The 16849-nt window shown below is 72.7% G+C and carries 17 protein-coding genes; 8 read left to right on the top strand and 9 right to left on the bottom strand.

All coding sequences use genetic code 11. From position 1 onward, the window contains the following. Nucleotides 1-139 precede the first annotated feature (139 nt). From ACSNOD_RS04805 to ACSNOD_RS04795, 3 genes are all read left to right on the top strand, one after another. Entirely contained in the window at nt 140-880 is a 741-nt protein-coding gene (locus tag ACSNOD_RS04805) for a helix-turn-helix domain-containing protein (protein WP_436765456.1), read from the top strand. Between the two features lie 4 nt (nt 881-884). After that, nucleotides 885-1355, top strand: coding sequence for an NUDIX domain-containing protein (locus ACSNOD_RS04800; RefSeq protein ID WP_436765455.1), 471 nt, complete (start codon nt 885-887; stop codon nt 1353-1355). A 158-nt stretch (nt 1356-1513) separates the two neighbouring features. After that, nucleotides 1514-2065: a GNAT family N-acetyltransferase gene (locus ACSNOD_RS04795; RefSeq protein ID WP_436765454.1), complete on the top strand. Its 552-nt coding sequence runs from the start codon at nt 1514-1516 to the stop codon at nt 2063-2065. A 100-nt stretch (nt 2066-2165) separates the two neighbouring features. On the opposite strand, the gene ACSNOD_RS04790 is transcribed toward ACSNOD_RS04795, so the two are convergent. Further along, nucleotides 2166-2972 carry a carbon-nitrogen family hydrolase gene (locus ACSNOD_RS04790; protein WP_436765453.1) on the bottom strand — a complete coding sequence of 269 codons (807 nt, stop codon included), beginning with the start codon at nt 2970-2972 and terminating at the stop codon, nt 2166-2168. A 146-nt stretch (nt 2973-3118) separates the two neighbouring features. Between ACSNOD_RS04790 and ACSNOD_RS04785 the strand changes: the two genes are divergently transcribed. Continuing rightward, nucleotides 3119-3943: a maleylpyruvate isomerase family mycothiol-dependent enzyme gene (locus ACSNOD_RS04785; RefSeq protein ID WP_436765452.1), complete on the top strand. Its 825-nt coding sequence runs from the start codon at nt 3119-3121 to the stop codon at nt 3941-3943. A 162-nt stretch (nt 3944-4105) separates the two neighbouring features. On the opposite strand, the gene ACSNOD_RS04780 is transcribed toward ACSNOD_RS04785, so the two are convergent. The 7 genes from ACSNOD_RS04780 to pdhA form a co-directional block, all read right to left on the bottom strand. Beyond that, complete coding sequence (locus ACSNOD_RS04780) at nt 4106-5404, bottom strand: MFS transporter (RefSeq protein ID WP_436765451.1); 1299 nt, start codon at nt 5402-5404, stop codon at nt 4106-4108. Next, entirely contained in the window at nt 5401-6057 is a 657-nt protein-coding gene (locus ACSNOD_RS04775; RefSeq protein ID WP_436765450.1) for a GntR family transcriptional regulator, read from the bottom strand. Before ACSNOD_RS04775 ends, ACSNOD_RS04780 begins: the two co-directional genes overlap by 4 nt. A 101-nt stretch (nt 6058-6158) precedes the next feature. Further along, on the bottom strand, nt 6159-6650 hold the full coding sequence (locus ACSNOD_RS04770) for a hypothetical protein (protein WP_436765449.1): 492 nt from the start codon (nt 6648-6650) through the stop codon (nt 6159-6161). Nucleotides 6651-6664: 14 nt separating this feature from the next. Further along, nucleotides 6665-6955, bottom strand: coding sequence for a hypothetical protein (locus tag ACSNOD_RS04765; RefSeq protein WP_436765448.1), 291 nt, complete (start codon nt 6953-6955; stop codon nt 6665-6667). 75 nt (nt 6956-7030) lie between these two features. Next, nucleotides 7031-8554: a dihydrolipoamide acetyltransferase family protein gene (locus ACSNOD_RS04760; protein ID WP_436765480.1), complete on the bottom strand. Its 1524-nt coding sequence runs from the start codon at nt 8552-8554 to the stop codon at nt 7031-7033. A gap of 19 nt (nt 8555-8573) precedes the next feature. After that, nucleotides 8574-9554 (bottom strand): alpha-ketoacid dehydrogenase subunit beta, encoded by a 981-nt coding sequence (locus tag ACSNOD_RS04755; protein WP_436765447.1) that lies wholly within the window; start codon nt 9552-9554, stop codon nt 8574-8576. A 2-nt stretch (nt 9555-9556) separates the two neighbouring features. Further along, nucleotides 9557-10720, bottom strand: coding sequence for a pyruvate dehydrogenase (acetyl-transferring) E1 component subunit alpha (gene pdhA, locus ACSNOD_RS04750; protein ID WP_436765446.1), 1164 nt, complete (start codon nt 10718-10720; stop codon nt 9557-9559). A 338-nt stretch (nt 10721-11058) separates the two neighbouring features. Here pdhA and ACSNOD_RS04745 point away from each other — a divergent pair, with 338 nt between their 5' ends. From ACSNOD_RS04745 to ACSNOD_RS04735, 3 genes are all read left to right on the top strand, one after another. Continuing rightward, nucleotides 11059-11718, top strand: coding sequence for a response regulator (locus ACSNOD_RS04745; RefSeq protein ID WP_436765445.1), 660 nt, complete (start codon nt 11059-11061; stop codon nt 11716-11718). Between the two features lie 196 nt (nt 11719-11914). After that, nucleotides 11915-12415 carry a pyridoxamine 5'-phosphate oxidase family protein gene (locus ACSNOD_RS04740; protein ID WP_436765444.1) on the top strand — a complete coding sequence of 167 codons (501 nt, stop codon included), beginning with the start codon at nt 11915-11917 and terminating at the stop codon, nt 12413-12415. Nucleotides 12416-12430: 15 nt separating this feature from the next. Further along, entirely contained in the window at nt 12431-13543 is a 1113-nt protein-coding gene (locus ACSNOD_RS04735) for a phosphotransferase (protein WP_436765443.1), read from the top strand. 105 nt (nt 13544-13648) lie between these two features. On the opposite strand, the gene ACSNOD_RS04730 is transcribed toward ACSNOD_RS04735, so the two are convergent. Next, entirely contained in the window at nt 13649-15334 is a 1686-nt protein-coding gene (locus ACSNOD_RS04730) for a protein kinase domain-containing protein (protein ID WP_436765442.1), read from the bottom strand. Nucleotides 15335-15672: 338 nt separating this feature from the next. Between ACSNOD_RS04730 and ACSNOD_RS04725 the strand changes: the two genes are divergently transcribed. After that, nucleotides 15673-16849: protein kinase domain-containing protein (locus ACSNOD_RS04725; RefSeq protein ID WP_436765441.1), on the top strand; the 1177-nt coding region annotated here is incomplete at its 3' end.

The following is a 16849-nucleotide window of genomic DNA, read 5'->3' as shown; positions in this document are numbered from 1 at the left end:
CCGTCCCCTCCGGTCCGTGCTGTCACAGCGAGCGTCTCGCCGGCCGTCAGGACGAAGGAACCTCACGCGTTTCCCACTTCGGGACGTCCCGAGGGAGGTAGAACGTCCCTGACCGCGTCCGGAAACGGAAGGAGCGGGTATGCCGAACGAGCGTTTACGAGCCGCGCTGGCATCGCGCGGCTGGACTCACGCGGTCCTTGCCGACGCTGCCGGGGTCGATCCCAAGTCCGTCGAGCGATGGGTGAACCTGGGGCGTACGCCTCGCCGCGCGACGGCCCTCATGGCGGCCGAAGCCCTTGGGGAGGACGTGTACGCGCTGTGGCCCGCCCTTCGGCAGGCGCGGGCAGCACGGACTGTCAGTCCTGAACTGGTGGCGCTCTACGATCAACGCGCCGACCTTCCCGTGTCGGTGTTCGTGGAAGTTCTGGCCCAGGCTCGCGAGCGCATCGACGTGCTCGTGTACGCGGCCGTCTTCCTGCATGAGGCGTATCCCCGGCTCAATGACCTTCTGCGGGAGCGGGCGGCCGAAGGCACCGCCATCAAAATCGCCGTAGGGGACGCCGACAGCCCCCACGTACGGGCCCGAGGACGGGAAGAGCGGTTCGGGCACGGCATCGAGTCACGCTGCCGTCTGGCCCTCCTGCACTACGCGCCCCTTCTCGACGTGCCCGGGATCGAGCTGCGCACGCATGCCACCACGCTCTACAACACCCTGTACCGCGCGGACGACCAGGTGTTGGTCAACGCCCACGTCTGGGGCACGAACGCCTACGCAGCGCCCGTCTGGCATCTGCGGCGGACTCGGGACGGCGGGGTGTTCGACACCTACGCGAACAGTTTCGATGCCGTATGGGACACGGCACGGCCCGTGGAAAGGTGAGCGCATGGGACGGACCGAGTACTACGACGACCCGGGCGCGCCGGAGCCCAATCGGCTGGTTGTGGCCGCGTCGGCCGTGGTCACGGACGAGGAGGGGCGCATTCTGCTGCAGCGGCGGCGGGACAACGGGCTGTGGGCGCTGCCCGGGGGCGGCATGGACATGAGCGAGTCGCTGCCCGGCGCCGCCGTGCGGGAGGTCAGGGAGGAGACGGGCCTCGACGTGGAGATCACGGGGCTCGTCGGCACGTACACCGACCCCCGGCACGTCATCGCGTACAGCGACGGAGAAGTGCGGCGGCAGTTCAACGTGTGCTTCACGGCGCGGGTCGTCGGCGGCGGCCTGGCCGTCTCCGACGAGAGCACGGAACTCCGGTTCGTGGCGCCCACGGAGCTCGGCTCCCTGCCCATGCACCATACCCAGCGGCTTCGGCTGCGGCACTTTCTGGAGCGGCGGGCGGCGCCGTATCTGGGGTAGGCGATCATCTGGCGCACGCCGGATCACATCCGGACGAAGCGGGGCGGGGCGTGTGTCCCTCCCGGGAACGGGGGCGCGCGGCCGACACTATGCGTAAGGAGGCGATCGCAACGCGTCGGTTGCGTCCCGTTTCGCTACGCCAGGGGAGGAGTGCGTTCATGGCAGAGGTGTCGCTGCGCCGGTGGGACGGGCCGGAGGCCGCCCGGCAGATCGATGTGTTCCTCCCCGCGTACGAGGAGGTCTACGTCGAGCCCCCGTACCGCGCCGGGCCGTTGGAGGTCGCCGACTTCATCGACAGCTTTCAGCGGCAGGCCCAGCGGCCCGGATTCCGGCTGGTGCTGGCGCGGCGGGCGGCGGAGATCGTGGGGTTCGCGTTCGGGCACCGGCTGGCCGCGGGCAGCCCGTGGTGGGACGGGCTGCTGGAGCCGCTGCCGGAGGAGGACTTCACCCGGGAGACGGGCGAGCGGACCTTCGCCGTGGCCGGGCTGGCCGTGCGCAAGCCGTGCCGGCGGCAGGGCATCGCCGCGCGGCTGCACGCCGCGCTGCTGGAGGGGCTCACGGTCGAGCGGGTGACGCTGACCGCGCGGCCGGAGCCCGAGGCGGCGCCGGCCCGCTGCGCGTACCGGTCGTGGGGCTACCGGCTGGTGGGGCGGTTCAGACCGTGGGGCGAGACCCCGGTCTACGACTCGATGATCCTGCAACTGAGGTGAGACCGGGCCCATCGCCGGACGAGGCCCGGCCCCGGGGCGGGGCGAGGCCCTGGGACGGGGCGAGGCCCCGGCACCCCCGGGCGCGCCGGCCGCGCCGGCCTCACCGCTCGCGCGGCGGCGCCAGCCCCAGCACCCGGTCCCTGAGCGCCGGGAACTCCTCGCGCGTCTTCGCGACCCGCGCCGGGTCGAGGTCGGCGGTGAGGATCTCCTCCGCCTCGCCCGCCTCGGCGACCGTCTCGCCCCAGGGATCGACGATCACGCTGTGACCGGCCTGCGGGACGCCCGCGTGCGTACCGGCCGTGCCGCAGGCCAGCACGTACGCCTGGTTCTCCACCGCGCGGGCGCGGGCCAGCAGCGACCAGTGCGCGCGGCGGCGGGCCGGCCAGCCCGCCGGGATCACGAGCACCTGCGCGCCGGCGTCCGTGAGCTGCCGGAACTGCTCGGGGAAGCGGAGGTCGTAGCAGGTGGCCAGGCCCAGCGTGAGCCCGCCCGGCAGGGCCACCGTGGCGATCGCGTCACCGGCGCCCATGAGCACGGCCTCGCCCTTGTCGAAGCCGAAGCGGTGGATCTTGCGGTAGGTCGTGGCGAGCGTGCCGTCCGGGCGGAAGACGAGCGAGGTGTTGTAGAGGACGCCGTCCGTGCCGCGTTCGACGACGGAGCCGGCGTGCAGCCAGACGCCCGCGTCCCGCGCCGCGGCGGACATCAGGCGGGCCGTGGGCCCGTCCTGCGCGCTCTCCGCCCCCGCGGCGAAGTCCTCGTACGCGAACGCCCCCACCGGCCAGAGCTCCGGCAGCACGACGAGGTCCGCGACGCCGGCCCGCGCCCGGACGAGGGACGCCACCCGGGCTCGCCGCTCATCGGCCGATTCATCCGAATTGACGGAAATCTGGAGCAAGGAGGCGCGCACACTACCACCACTCTCACGGTCCGAGTTGCCGGAACGGGCCTACGATCGTCCCCCGAAAGCACTGCCGGGGCGCTCGTGGGCAGCGTAACTTAACTGCACACAGCACTCTGCTCGCGCAACTGAACTGTCCGAGGGGTCCCGTGACCGTGACCGTCCATCCGAACCTTCAGTCCTCCATCGACGCTTGGGCCCACTCCATCGACGCCATATCCGCCTTGGTGACACCGCTCGCCGAGGGCGAGTGGAACCGGGCGACGGAGTGCCCCGGCTGGTCGGTGCGCGACGTGGTCTCGCACGTCATCGGGATGGAGTGCGAGATGCTCGGCGATCCGCGGCCGATCCACAGCCTGCCGCGCGATCTGTTCCATGTGAAGGACGAGTTCAGCCGCTACATGGAGGTCCCCGTCGATGTGCGCCGCTGCCACACGGCGCCGGAGATGACCTCCGAACTGGAGTACACCGTCATCCGCCGGTCGCGGCAGCTCAGGAACGAGAAGCGGGAGCCGCAGACACTGGTGCGCGGGCTGCTGGGGCGCGAGCAGACGCTCGAACAGGTGCTGCGGCTGCGGGCCTTCGACGTGTGGGTGCACGAGCAGGACCTGCGCCGGGCGCTGGGCCGGCCCGGCAATCTGGTCTCGCCGGGCGCGCACCTCACCCGGGACATACTGCTGGCCGGGCTGCCCAAGGTGGTCGCCAAGGACGCCGGCGCGCCGCCGAACTCCGCGGTGGTGGTGGACGTGCACGGGCCGCTGGAGTTCCTGCGGACGGTACGGGTGGACGACCGGGGCCGGGGCTCGATCGACGGCAGCCCCTCGCTGGGCCCCGCGGTCACGCTGGCCACGGACTGGGAGACGTATGTGCGGCTGGCGTGCGGGCGGGTCCGGCCGGCGGCGGTGGCCGACCGGGTGAAGGTGGAGGGCGACCAGGAGCTGGCCGCGGCGATCCTGGCGGCGTTCGCGGTCACGCCGTAGCGGCCGCGGTACGGGCGCGACCCGTACGCGATACGAGAGCGGGCCGCCGCGGTACGGGCGCGCTCCGTACGAGGGTTGGCCGCCGCACGCCGCGGTCCGTACGAGGGTGAGCCGCGGCGCGCCGCCGTCCGTACGAGGGTGAGCCGCCGCCGTACGGAGCCGTCACGCCGGCACGTGGACCGTCTCCACCCGGCTCGCCACGATCCGCTCCCGCTCCCGCCGCCGGGCGCGCCCCCGCAGCCGCAGGATCTGCGCCACGCCCAGCGCCTGGAGGACGAAGACCGACGCGAAGGCCGTGCGGTAGTCCTCACCCGTGGCGTCCAGCAGCACGCCGATGGCCAGCAGCGTCGCCATCGAGGCGGTGAAGCCGCCGATGTTGACGATGCCGGAGGCCGTGCCGAAGCGCTCCGGGGGGTTCGCCGGGCGGGCGAAGTCGAACCCGATCATCGAGGCCGGGCCGCAGGCCCCCAGCACGGCGCACATCGTGATCAGCAGCCACATCGGCGCGCGGCCGCCGGGCCAGCCGAGGGCCGCGCCCCACACCAGCGCCGTGGCGGCCACCGTGCCGAGCGCCAGCGGGGCCCGCGCCGCGTGGTGCCGGGCGATGACCTGCCCGTAGACCAGGCCGATCGCCATGTTGGAGAGCACGACGAGGGTCAGCAGCTCACCGGCGGTGGCCCGGGACAGCCCCTGCGCCTCGACGAGGAACGGCAGCCCCCACAGCAGCAGGAAGACCATGGCGGGGAACTGCGTGGTGAAGTGCACCCACATGCCGAGCCGGGTGCCGGGCTCGCGCCAGGCCGCGGCGACCTGCCGGCGCACGGAGCCGCGGCCGCGCTGCCGCGGGGGCGGCGGCGCGTGGCCCTCCGGGTGGTCCCGGAGGAACAGCAGCAGGGCGATCAGCACGACGGCGCCGCCGATGGCGCTGCTCGCGAAGGTCGGGGTCCAGCCGAAGCGGTGCAGCAGGCGGGCGATGAGGACGGTGGAGACGAGGTTGCCGGCCATGCCGAAGAGGGCGGCGACCTGCGCGATCAGCGGGCCCCGGCGGGCGGGGAACCAGCGCGAGCCCAGCCGCAGCACGCTGATGAACGTCATCGCGTCCCCGCAGCCCAGCAGGGCGCGGGAGGCGAGGGCGGCGGCGTAGGAGTGGGAGAGGGCGAAGCCGAGCTGGCCGACGGTGAAGAGCACCGCGCCCAGCGCGAGGACCTTCCGGGTGCCGAGGCGGTCGACCATCAGGCCGACGGGTATCTGCATCCCGGCGTAGACCAGGAGTTGGAGGATGGAGAAGCTGGAGAGCGCGGACGCGTTGATGTGGAAGCGGTCGGCGGCGTCGAGGCCCGCCACGCCCAGGCTGGTCCGGTAGGTGATGGCGACGAAGTAGACGGCGACGCCGATCCCCCACACCGCGGCGGCCCGCCGGCCGCCGGGTGGGTCACCGGGCAGACTCGGCGGCGGGCTCACCGGTGCTCACCCCGGGCGAGCGTGCGCACCCAGCCGACGTGGCGGTGCACGACGGCCGCGGCCTCGTCCGCGTCGCCGGACCGCAGGGCCTCCAGGATCTCGGTGTGTTCGGTGATGTTCTTGGCGATACGGTCCGGGTGCGCGTGCATCACGGCGACTCCCATCCGGAGTTGGCGGTCGCGTAGCTGGTCGTAGAGCCGGTCGAGGATGTGATTGCCCGCGTTGCGCACGATCTCGGCGTGGAAGCAGCGGTCGCTGACCGCGACGGCGGCGAGGTCGCCGGCCTCGGCGTGGGCCTTCTGCTCGGCGAGCAGCTCCTCCAGCCGGCCGATCAGCCGCGGCCCGGCGGGCACGGCGCGGCGGGCCGCGTACTCCTCGACGAGCAGCCGGGTCTCGACCACGTCCCCGATCTCCTGCGCGGAGACGGGCAGCACGAGCGCGCCCTTCTTGGGGTAGAGCTTGAGCAGCCCCTCCGCCTCCAGCCGCAGCAGCGCCTCCCGCACGGGCGTCCGCGACACCCCGACGGCCTCGGCGAGGTCCCCCTCGGTGAGCAGCGTCCCCCCTTCGTAACGCCGCTCCAGAACGGCCTGCTTGACATGCGCGTACACCCGCTCGGCGGCGGGCGGCTGCTTGGCTGTGAGGGCTGCACTCATGATGAACGCATCATAGATACAACAGATGATCCTGCCGATGCCCCGTCCGCATCCCGGACGGGGCGGGCCCGCCAGGCCCTGCCGGACCTGGCGGCGCTTCCTCAGCGCGGGGCCCTCGTGAGCACGGTGTCGGGACAGACGTCCGGGTCCTCGTCGTCGAACAGCACGCGGTGGCCCCGGTCGCCCCCGACGGCGAGGAACTGCAGCGGTTTGGGTTCCGCGGCCCCCGGACCGCCCTCGAAACTGAGCCGGAGCAGCTTCTCGTCGGAACCCGCGTACGTGTCCATGGACCATCTCCCCGACCCACTCGGCAGCCGGCTGTCCGCCCCGTGGAACCCGATGTCCCCGGAGGGCCAGTTCTCCACGCTGAACGTGGAGGGGTGGAGGGTGATGCGCATCCCGCCGGAGCCGGTGTAGTCCCCCACAAGGGAGTCCCCGTCCAGGCGGGAGAGCGGCCTCGGGCACCCGTACGAGGGGCCGGTCGGAATCCGCAGATACCCCACGGTGAGCAGCGTCAGGGACACGGCCGCCACGACGACGATGCGCGGGGGCGTGGCGAACAGCCACCGCCCGGCGCGCTGAAGGAGGGTCATCGCCTCGGTCCGGGTCAGGCGCGGGGGGTGAGGCGGGCTATCGCGTCGGCCGCTTCTTTGAGGTCCGCGCCGGTCAGGTCGCGGTAGGCCTTGATGGCCGACATCTTCTTGCCCTCGCGGAGGAAGGACTCGACCTCCTCCAGGCCGGGGTGGCGGGTGTCGATGCCCAGGTGGGCGCAGATCAGGTCGAGCTTGCGGTCCAGCTCGTCGACCTTGCGTTCCACGGAGCGGAGTTTGGGGGTGATGGCGGGGAAGAAGCCGATGAGGGCGACCAGGACGATGGAGGCGGCCATGAGAGCGTTCATGGTCGTCAACGTAGCGAGGGGCCCGGACCTGTCGTGGTCCGGGCCCCTCGTCGTATCGGCTGCCGCCCCTGGCGATTACGACCAGGTCATCAGGCGCTTGGGGCGCTCCAGGACCGCCGCGGTGTCCGCGAGGACCTTGGAGCCCAGCTCGCCGTCGACCAGGCGGTGGTCGAAGGAGAGCGCCAGCGTCGTGACGTGACGCGGCTTCACCTTGCCCTTGTGGACCCACGGCTGGAGCTTGATCGCGCCGAAGGCGAGGATCGCCGACTCGCCGGGGTTGAGGATCGGCGTGCCGGTGTCCACGCCGAAGACACCGACGTTGGTGATGGTCACCGTGCCGCCCTGCATCGCCGCCGGGGACGTCCTGCCCTCGCGGGCCGTGGTCACCAGCTCGCCGAGGGCCGCCGCGAGCTCCGGCAGCGTCTTGGCGTGGGCGTCCTTGATGTTGGGCACGATCAGGCCGCGCGGCGTGGCGGCCGCGATGCCCAGGTTCACATAGTGCTTGTGGACGATCTCCTGGTTCGCCTCGTCCCAGGCCGCGTTGACCTCGGGGTTGCGGCGGATCGCCACCAGGAACGCCTTCGCCACCATCAGCAGCGGGTTGACCCGCACGCCGGCCAGATCCGGGTCCTGCTTGAGCTCCTGGACCAGCTTCATCGTGCGCGTCACGTCGACGGTCACGAACTCCGTGACGTGCGGCGCGGTGAAGGCGCTGGCGACCATCGCCTGGGCGGTGGCCTTCCGTACGCCCTTGACCGGCACCCGGGTCTCGCGCTCACCCGTGGCGGCGGCCGGGGCGGCGGGGGCCACGGGCGCGGCCTGGGCCGCAGCCGTGTCGGCCGCCGGAGCGGCCTGCGGCGCGGGGGCCGCCGCCGCGTGCACGTCCTCGCGGGTGATGACCCCGCCGGGGCCCGTCGGGGTGACGCCCGCGAGATCCACGCCGAGGTCCTTGGCGAGCTTGCGCACCGGCGGCTTGGCCAGCGGCCGCCCCGCGCCCGGCGCCGCCGGGGAAACCGGAGCCGTCGCGGAAACCGGAGCCGTCGCGGAAACCGGAGCCGCCGGGGCAACCGGAGCCGTCGGAGCCGCACCGGCACGGCCGTTGAGCTCGGCCTGTACGGCGGCCGCGGCGGCCGGCTGAGCCCCGCCCCCGCCCGGCTGCTGCTTGCGCGGCCGGCGCTTGGTCGACGAGGCGGCGACGCCGTAGCCGACCAGCACCGGCTGGCGGCCCTGCGGCTCCTCCTCCTCGGCCGCCGGAGCCGCGCCCGGCTCGGCGGGAGCGACGGCGGGAGCAGCGGCGGGCGCAGCGGCCGGAGCCGCCGCCGCGGCGGCACCCGCACCCCCACCCGTGTCCACCGTGATGATCACCTGGCCCACGTCCACGGTCGTCCCCTCGGGGAACCGCAGCTCATGGACCACCCCGTCGTACGGGATGGGCAGTTCGACGGCCGCCTTCGCCGTCTCCACCTCGCACACGACCTGTCCGTCGGTGACGGTGTCGCCGGGCTGGACGTACCACTTGAGGATCTCCGCCTCGGTGAGCCCCTCGCCCACGTCGGGCATCTTGAACTCGCGGACGGCCGTGGTGGCAGTCTCGGTCATCGTCGTCACGACCCTCTCCTCAGTACGCCAACGCGCGGTCGACGGCGTCCAGCACCCGGTCCAGGCCGGGCAGGTACTCGTCCTCCACCCGGGCCGGCGGGTAGGGCGAGTGGTAGCCGCCCACCCGCAGGACGGGGGCCTCCAGGTGGTAGAAGCACCGCTCGGTGATCCGGGCGGCGATCTCCGCGCCCATGCCGAGGAACTCCGGTGCCTCGTGCACCACGACGAGCCGCCGGGTCCGCTCCACGGACGCCTGCACGGTCGCGAAGTCGACCGGCGACATCGAGCGCAGGTCGACGACCTCCAGCGACTTGCCCTCCTCGGCGGCGGCCGCGGCCGCCTCCAGGCACACCTTCACCATCGGCCCGTACGCGGCGAGCGTGAGGTCCGTGCCCTCGCGCACCACCCGCGCCGCGTGCAGCGGCCCGGGGATGGCGGAGGTGTCGACCTCGCCCTTGTCCCAGTAGCGGCGCTTGGGCTCGAACAGGATGACCGGGTCGTCGCTCTCGATGGCCTGGCGCATCATCCAGTACGCGTCGGACGGCGTGGCCGGCGAGACCACCTTGAGGCCCGGCACGTGCGCGAAGAGCGCCTCGGGGGACTCGCTGTGGTGCTCCACCGCGCCGATGCCGCCGCCGTAGGGGATGCGGATGACCACGGGGAGCTTGACCGTGCCCAGCGCCCGCGCGTGCATCTTGGCGAGCTGGGTGACGATCTGGTCGTACGCCGGGAAGACGAACCCGTCGAACTGGATCTCCACCACCGGCCGGTAGCCGCGCAGCGCCAGCCCGATCGCGGTGCCGACGATGCCGGACTCCGCGAGCGGGGTGTCGATGACGCGGTCCTCGCCGAAGTCCTTCTGCAGCCCGTCGGTGACGCGGAAGACGCCGCCGAGCTTGCCGACGTCCTCACCCATGATCAGCACCTTGGGGTCGGACTCCAGCGCCCCGCGCAGCGCCTCGTTGAGCGCCTTGGCGATCGCCATCTTCTCCACGGCCATGATCAGTGCCCCTTCCCGGCGGTCTCCGCCTCGTCAGCGAACGACGCCCGGTAGGCGGCGAACTGCGCGCGCTCCTCGTCGACGAGCGCGTGCCCGTCGGCGTAGACATGCTCGAAGATGGCCATGCCGTCCGGGTCGGGCATGGCCCGGACCGCCTCGCGCACCCGCTTGGCGAGCGCGTCGCTCTCCGTCTCCAGCTCCGCGAGGAACGCCTCGTCGACGTGCCCCTCGGCCAGCAGATACGTCCGCAGCCGCAGGATCGGGTCCTTGGCCTCCCACGCCTCCCGCTCCTCGTCGTGGCGGTAGCGGGTCGGGTCGTCGGAGGTGGTGTGCGCGCCCATGCGGTAGGTGAAGGCCTCGATGAGCATGGGGCCCTCACCGCGCCGGGCGCGCTCCAGCGCGGCCCGGGTGACCGCCAGGCAGGCGAGCACGTCGTTGCCGTCCACCCGGACGCCGGGGAAGCCGAAGCCGGCGGCGCGCTGGTAGAGCGGCACCCGCGTCTGGCGCTCGGTGGGCTCGGAGATCGCCCACTGGTTGTTCTGGCAGAAGAAGATCACGGGGGCGTTGTAGACGGCGGCGAAGGTGAACGCCTCCGCCACGTCGCCCTGGCTGGAGGCGCCGTCGCCGAAGTAGGCGATCACCGCCGAGTCGGCGCCGTCCTTGGCCACGCCCATCGCGTAACCGGTCGCGTGGAGCGTCTGCGAGCCGATGACGATGGTGTAGAGGTGGAAGTTGTTGGAGGTGGGGTCCCAGCCGCCGTGGTTCACACCGCGGAACATGCCGAGCAGATTGGTCGGGTCGACCCCGCGGCACCAGGCGACGCCGTGCTCGCGGTAGGTCGGGAAGACGTAGTCGTCGTCGCGCAGCGCGCGGCCGGAGCCGATCTGAGCGGCCTCCTGGCCGAGCAGCGAGGCCCACAGGCCCAGCTCGCCCTGGCGCTGGAGGGCGGTGGCCTCGGCGTCGAACCGCCGGGTCAGCACCATGTCGCGGTACAGGCCGCGCAGCTCGTCGGCGGAGAGGTCGATGGAGTACTCCTCGTGCTCGACCCGCTGCCCCTGAGGGGTCAGCAGCTGCACGAGCTGGGGTTCGCCGCTCGGTGGCTTCTTGGCGCCGACGCGCTTGCTGCTGCGGCGCGGCTTTCGCGCGGCAGTGCTCTCCACGGTCACGTGTGCTCCTCCGTCTGTCCGGCCCCCGGGGTCGCCGGTGGCCTGGGGTCCCCCTGCCCTCGGCTAGGGGAGGCTCACCCGCTTCGAAACGCGCACGGGGTGTGTGCGGCGTGGCCGAACCGGGCGTGACTGCGCCCGGCGATGGCTCGCAACAGGCACGTTACCCAGTGCTCCGCATGTCTGCGAAACCCCTCTGACCTGCGATTTTGCTTGGATTTCCAAGTAAATCGAGAAAGCGGGGAACAATCACTGGTCACAGCCTTGCGGCCCGCCGGGACAACCGCACGTTATCCCGGCGGGCAAGAGCACGGGAAGAGTTCGTATGTGAGACTGGTGGCGTGCGCGAACAAGGAAAAATCAGCGTTTTTCTGCTGGATGACCATGAAGTTGTCCGCCGCGGGGTCCATGAGCTGCTGTCCGTGGAGGCCGACATCGAGGTCGTCGGCGAGGCGGGCACGGCGGCCGACGCACTGGTGCGGATTCCGGCCACCCGGCCGGATGTCGCCATTCTCGACGTCCGGCTGCCGGACGGCAGCGGCGTGGAGGTCTGCCGGGAGATCCGCTCCCAGGACGAGGACATCAAATGCCTGATGCTCACCTCGTTCGCGGACGACGAGGCCCTTTTCGACGCGATCATGGCAGGTGCGTCGGGATATGTCCTCAAGGCCATCCGGGGAAATGAACTGCTGTCCGCGGTGCGCGACGTGGCGGCGGGGAAATCCCTGCTCGACCCCGTGGCCACGGCACGCGTGCTGGAACGTCTCCGCGACGGCGGCGCGAGCAAGGGCGACGATCGGCTCGCCAGCCTCACCGAGCAGGAGCGGAAGATCCTCGACCTGATCGGGGAGGGGCTCACCAATCGCGCGATCGGCGACCGGCTGCACCTCGCCGAGAAAACGATCAAGAACTATGTCAGCAGCCTGCTCTCCAAGCTGGGCATGGAGCGGCGCTCGCAGGCGGCGGCGTACGTGGCCCGGCTCCAGGCGGAGAAGGGCTGACCCGGCGGGTACGACGGCCCGCGGGGCGCCCGACGGGAGGCGCGACGGCTCGTACGGGCGTACGGGGCACGGGCCTCGGGCGGGCGTACGGCGTACCGGCCTCGTACGGGCGTGCGGGCGATTCGGGACCAACGGCCCTGCCGCGGAAGGGCCCCCGCCCCTTCCCCCGGCGGCCCTCCTGCGCCACCGTGGGTCCGTGACCCCCGAGGAATTCCGCGCGTTCGACCTGCTGCACCGCACCCCGTACGGCCGGCTCTCGACCAGCAGGCGCGCCCTGCCGTTCACCACGGTCGCCCGCCATGTCGTGGCCGGGGGCACCGTCCTGCTGCGGCTGCACCGCGGCTACAACTACCACCAGTCCTGCGACGGCAATGTGGTGGCGTACGAGGCGGACAACCTCGACCAGGTCCTCCGGGACGAGGCCGCGGCACGCGCCGCCGGCGCGCTCGACCCGCTGGCCGCGCCGCACCCCCTGGACGGGCCCGCGCACCTCGCCACGGACGTGTGGACGGCCCAGTTCGTCGGCACCGCGCACCTGCTCCAGCCGACCGACCGCCAGCGGGAGTTGTTCGGCCCGACACCGCTCCTGGCGGACAACTTCCCCTTCGAACCGGTCTATTTGCGCATCGAACCGCAGTTCATCACCATCCATTCGCTCAGCGGTGTTCCTTCCCGCCAGAGTCAGTACTCCGGGTGATCTAACATCTGGCGCGTGCCGCGCTCATCTGCCACCCTGTCGCCCGAGATCGCGCCCCCCGACGGACCGACGCTGGGCACGCTGCTGCGCCGGTACGAGAACACGGGCGAGCCGCTGTCGTGCGAACCGGTCGCCCAGGGGCTGCTGAACCGCGGCTACCGGCTCGCCACCACCCGCGGCCGGTACTTCCTCAAGCACCACCTCGACGGCGACCGCGCCGCCATCGTCCGCCAGCACCGGGCCACCGCCCGGCTGGAGGAGCTGGGCCTGCCGGTGGCCCCGCCGGTGCCCGACGCCCACGGCCGCACCGTCGCCGTCATCGGCGGCCGGTGCTTCGCGCTGCACCCCTGGGTGGACGGCCGGCATCGGGACGGCACCGAGCTGACCGCGGCGCAGTGCGGGCGGCTGGGCGCCCTGCTGGGGCATGTGCACACCTGTCTGGAGCGGGTGATGCGCGAGCGCGGCCCGCAGCCGCCCGGCGTCCGTACGGCCGGTACGGTCCGTACGGTCCGTGCGGGGGAGCCGGACCCGGGGCGCGGCGCCGGCGAGCCGTACGCCAGCGCCGACCCCGTCGGCACCTTCGAGCTGATCGACGAGCTGCTCGCGCTCGCCCGCGGCCGCCGGCCCAGGGACGCCTTCGACGAACTCGCCGAACACCGGCTGCTGGAGCGCCGGGTGCTGCTCCAGCGGCACGCCCACTGCCGCCCCGAGGCGGGCGCGGAGCCGGCCCCCGGCTGGGTGCACGGCGACTTCCACCCGCTGAACCTGCTCTACCGGGGCGCGGAGCCGGCCGCGATCGTCGACTGGGACCGGCTCGGCGTCCAGCCGCGCGCCGAGGAGGCGGTACGGGCCGCCGCGATCTTCTTCGTGCGGCCCTGCGGCACGCTGGAGCTGTCCAAGGTGCGCGCGTACGCCCGCGCCTACCGGGGGGCGACCGGCGCGGGCGCGGACGAGCTGGCGGCCGCGGTGCACCGGGTGTGGTGGGAGCGGCTCAACGACTTCTGGATGCTGCGCTGGCGCTATCAGCTGCACGACCAGCGGGCCGACCACCAGTTCCCGGCGGCCGCGGCGCTGGTGGTCTGGTGGACGCGGGACTACGACGCGGTGCGGGACGCCTTCACGGACTGAGGGCCGCCGCCACCGTACTGAGGGCCGCCGCGCGGAACGGACGAGCCCCCGGACGGCCCGGGGGCCGTTCGGGGGCTCGTGTGCCCGGTGCGTGGCGTCGGCCGGCTACTGCGTGCCGCCGCCCGTGCCCCCGGTCGTCGTACCGCCCGAGGTCGTCGTGCCCGAGCCGGCGGACGTGCCCACGCTCGTGGTGTTGCCGCCGCCGCCCGAGGTCGTCGGCCCCTTGGGGTCGCCGTTGTTGCCGTTCGACGCGCCGCCCTGGGTCGACGTGGACGGGCTGCTGTTCGAGCCGCCGCTGCCGGTGCCCGTACTGGTGCCGCCCTGGCCGCCGCCGCTGGTGGCCGGCGGACTCGCGTCGCCGCTGCTGGACTGCGACGGGGTGTGGGACGGCGTCGACGGCCGCGTGGAGGGCCGCGAGTGGCTGCGCGGCGGGGTCCAGCCGCCCTCGCCCCCCGTGGAGGTGTCCGGCTCGGTGACCGGCGGACGGTCCTCCGACTGGGAGACCGAGGGCGACGAGTCCTGCGACTTCGACGGGGAGTTCTGCGGCTTGACGGTGTCCGGGCTGCCCTTCTTCTCGAACGGCATCGCCATGACGACGCCCACGACCACCGCTATGACGGCGAGGGCGGCGAGCAGCCACACCTTGCCGCGCCCGCTGCCGGCACCGCCGCCGCCACCGTGCGGGCCGCCGTGGAAGCCCCCGTCGTCGTCCCGGCCGCCCGGCAGCAGCGGCGCGCCGATCTGGCTGGTGTCGCCGTGCACCGGGTGCGGCATGGCGGTGGTGCCCACGGCGCCCATCACCGCGGTGGCGCCGCCGGCGTGCATCACGGGGCCGGTGTCCCAGGCGCCGGTGTGGGCGCCTCGCTCGGCGAGCATCTGGAGGCCGTACTGCACGAGGCCGCGCATCTCCTCGGCGCTCTGGAACCGGTCGTCCGGGTCTTTGGCGAGGGAGCGCATGACCAGCCCGTCGAGCTCCGGCGGCGCGCTGTCGGAGACCTCCGAGGGCGGCACGGGGGTGTCCTGGACGTGCTGGTAGACCACCGACAGCGGGGTCTCGCCGACGAAGGGCGGGCGCAGCGCGAGGAGCTCGTACAGCAGACAGCCGGTGGCGTACAGGTCGGAGCGGTGGTCGACGGCCTTGCCCAGCGCCTGCTCGGGCGAGAGGTACTGCGGGGTGCCCATGACCATGCCGGTCTGGGTCATGGTGGTGGAGGCGCCGTGCAGGGCGCGGGCGATGCCGAAGTCCATGACCTTGACGGCGCCGCCGTGGGTGATGATCACGTTGGCGGGCTTGATGTCGCGGTGCACGATGCCGTGGTGGTGGCTGTACGCGAGCGCCTCCAGCACACCGGAGACGATGATCAGGGCCTGGTCCGGCGGCGGCGCCTCGGCGTTGAGCAGCAGGTCGCGGATCGTTCGACCCTCAACCAGTTCCATGACAATGTAGGGAACGGCGCGGTTGCCGATGACGTCCTCGCCGGAGTCGTACACCGCCACCACGGCGTGGTGGTTGAGACCGGCGACCGACTGTGCCTCGCGGGTGAAGCGGGCCTTCGAGACGGGGTCCTCGGCGAGATCGGCACGGAGCAGCTTCACCGCGACGGTGCGCCCCAGCCGGACGTCCTCGGCCGCGAAGACCTCGGCCATGCCACCGCGCCCCAGCCGGTGCGTGAGACGGTAGCGACCGTCACCGACCAGCCCGCCGTTGCCCCATACCTCCGGCGAATCGGCCATGCCGCCGCCGGACGCGTCGGGGTCGGACGGGCCCTGGGCGCGCTGCGTCTGTGCCATCAGTCCTCGCCGTCGTAATCTCTGCACGCTTGCACGGTCCGGTGCCCTGGACCGCCCTCGGGCCAGGGACCTCTTCCGTTCTTCCGCTAAGGAACGCTACAGGCTCCGCGCCGTGCACCGGTTCGTGATGGACCGGTCATCAAACCTTCTGTGCGGACATGGGCGCAAATCGGAAGCGCCCGCGGTAACGCTTCAGAGACTCTTCTTTGCGCAAGCGGTCACGGAACGGGCACCTGGCTTGACGTGTCCGACCCCTGGGGCAGACTTGGCCGGGAAACGATGAGGATCAGTACGTCTGGCCGGGCAGCGCGTCCGTCCGCCAAGGGGGAAGCAGTCACATGAGCCAGGACGGCGCTCAGGGTCGCTACGAGGGGCGTTCACTCGCCGGTGGCCGATACCAGCTGCGCGACCTGCTCGGCGCGGGCGGCATGGCGTCGGTGCACCTCGCCTACGACAGTGTGCTGGACCGCCAGGTCGCCATCAAGACGCTCCATACGGAGCTGGGGCGCGAGCAGTCCTTCCGCGAGCGGTTCCGGCGCGAGGCCCAGGCCGTCGCCAAGCTCTCCCACACCAACATCGTCTCGGTCTTCGACACCGGCGAGGAACCGCTGGCGGACGACGGCGCGGCCATGCCGTACATCGTCATGGAGTACGTCGAGGGCCGCCCGCTGCGCTCGGTGCTGGACGAGGACATCGCCGGGCTCGGTGCCATGCCCACCGAGAAGGCGCTGAAGATCACGGCGGATGTGCTGGCGGCGCTGGAGATCAGCCACGAGATGGGGCTGGTCCACCGCGACATCAAGCCGGGCAACGTGATGATGACCAAGCGCAATGTGGTCAAGGTCATGGACTTCGGCATCGCCCGCGCCATGCAGTCCGGCGTCACCTCCATGACCCAGACCGGCATGGTCGTCGGCACCCCGCAGTACCTCTCGCCCGAGCAGGCGCTGGGCCGCAACGTCGACGCCCGCAGCGACCTGTACTCCGTGGGCATCATGCTCTTCGAGCTGCTCACCGGGCAGCTTCCGTTCGACGCGGACTCCCCGCTGGCCATCGCCTACGCGCACGTCCAGGAGGAGCCGCCGGTCCCGTCGAGCATCAACCGCTCGGTGCCGCCCGCGGTCGACGCCCTGGTCGCCCGCGCGCTCAAGAAGAACCCCAACGAGCGCTTCCCCTCCGCCGAGGCGATGCGCGACGAGTGCGCCCGGGTCGCCGGCACGGCCCAGTCCGGCGCCACGCCGCTGATCATCAGCGAGGGGCCGCGGGCCCGCAGCGGCGCGGGCGTCGGCTCCGCGGTCTTCCCGCCCGTGGACCAGCCCGGCGGCCCGCAGGCCCCGGCGCCGAACGTGCACACCCCGTACCAGTCGCCGGCCGGGACCGGCGGGGGCTTCGGCGGCTTCGGGCCGTCCACCCCGCCGCCGCCCTCGCACCCGATGGCGCCGCAGCCCGGCCCGGGCGGCGCGCCCGGCTTCCACACGCCGGCCCCCGGCCCGTACGGCGGCGCCCGGGCCGGGC

Source organism: Streptomyces sp. URMC 123, from assembly GCF_051386515.1.
Classification (GTDB): Bacteria; Actinomycetota; Actinomycetes; order Streptomycetales; family Streptomycetaceae; genus Streptomyces.
Note: the sequence above shows the minus strand (reverse complement) of the source record. Positions and strands in the feature narration are given on the sequence as shown.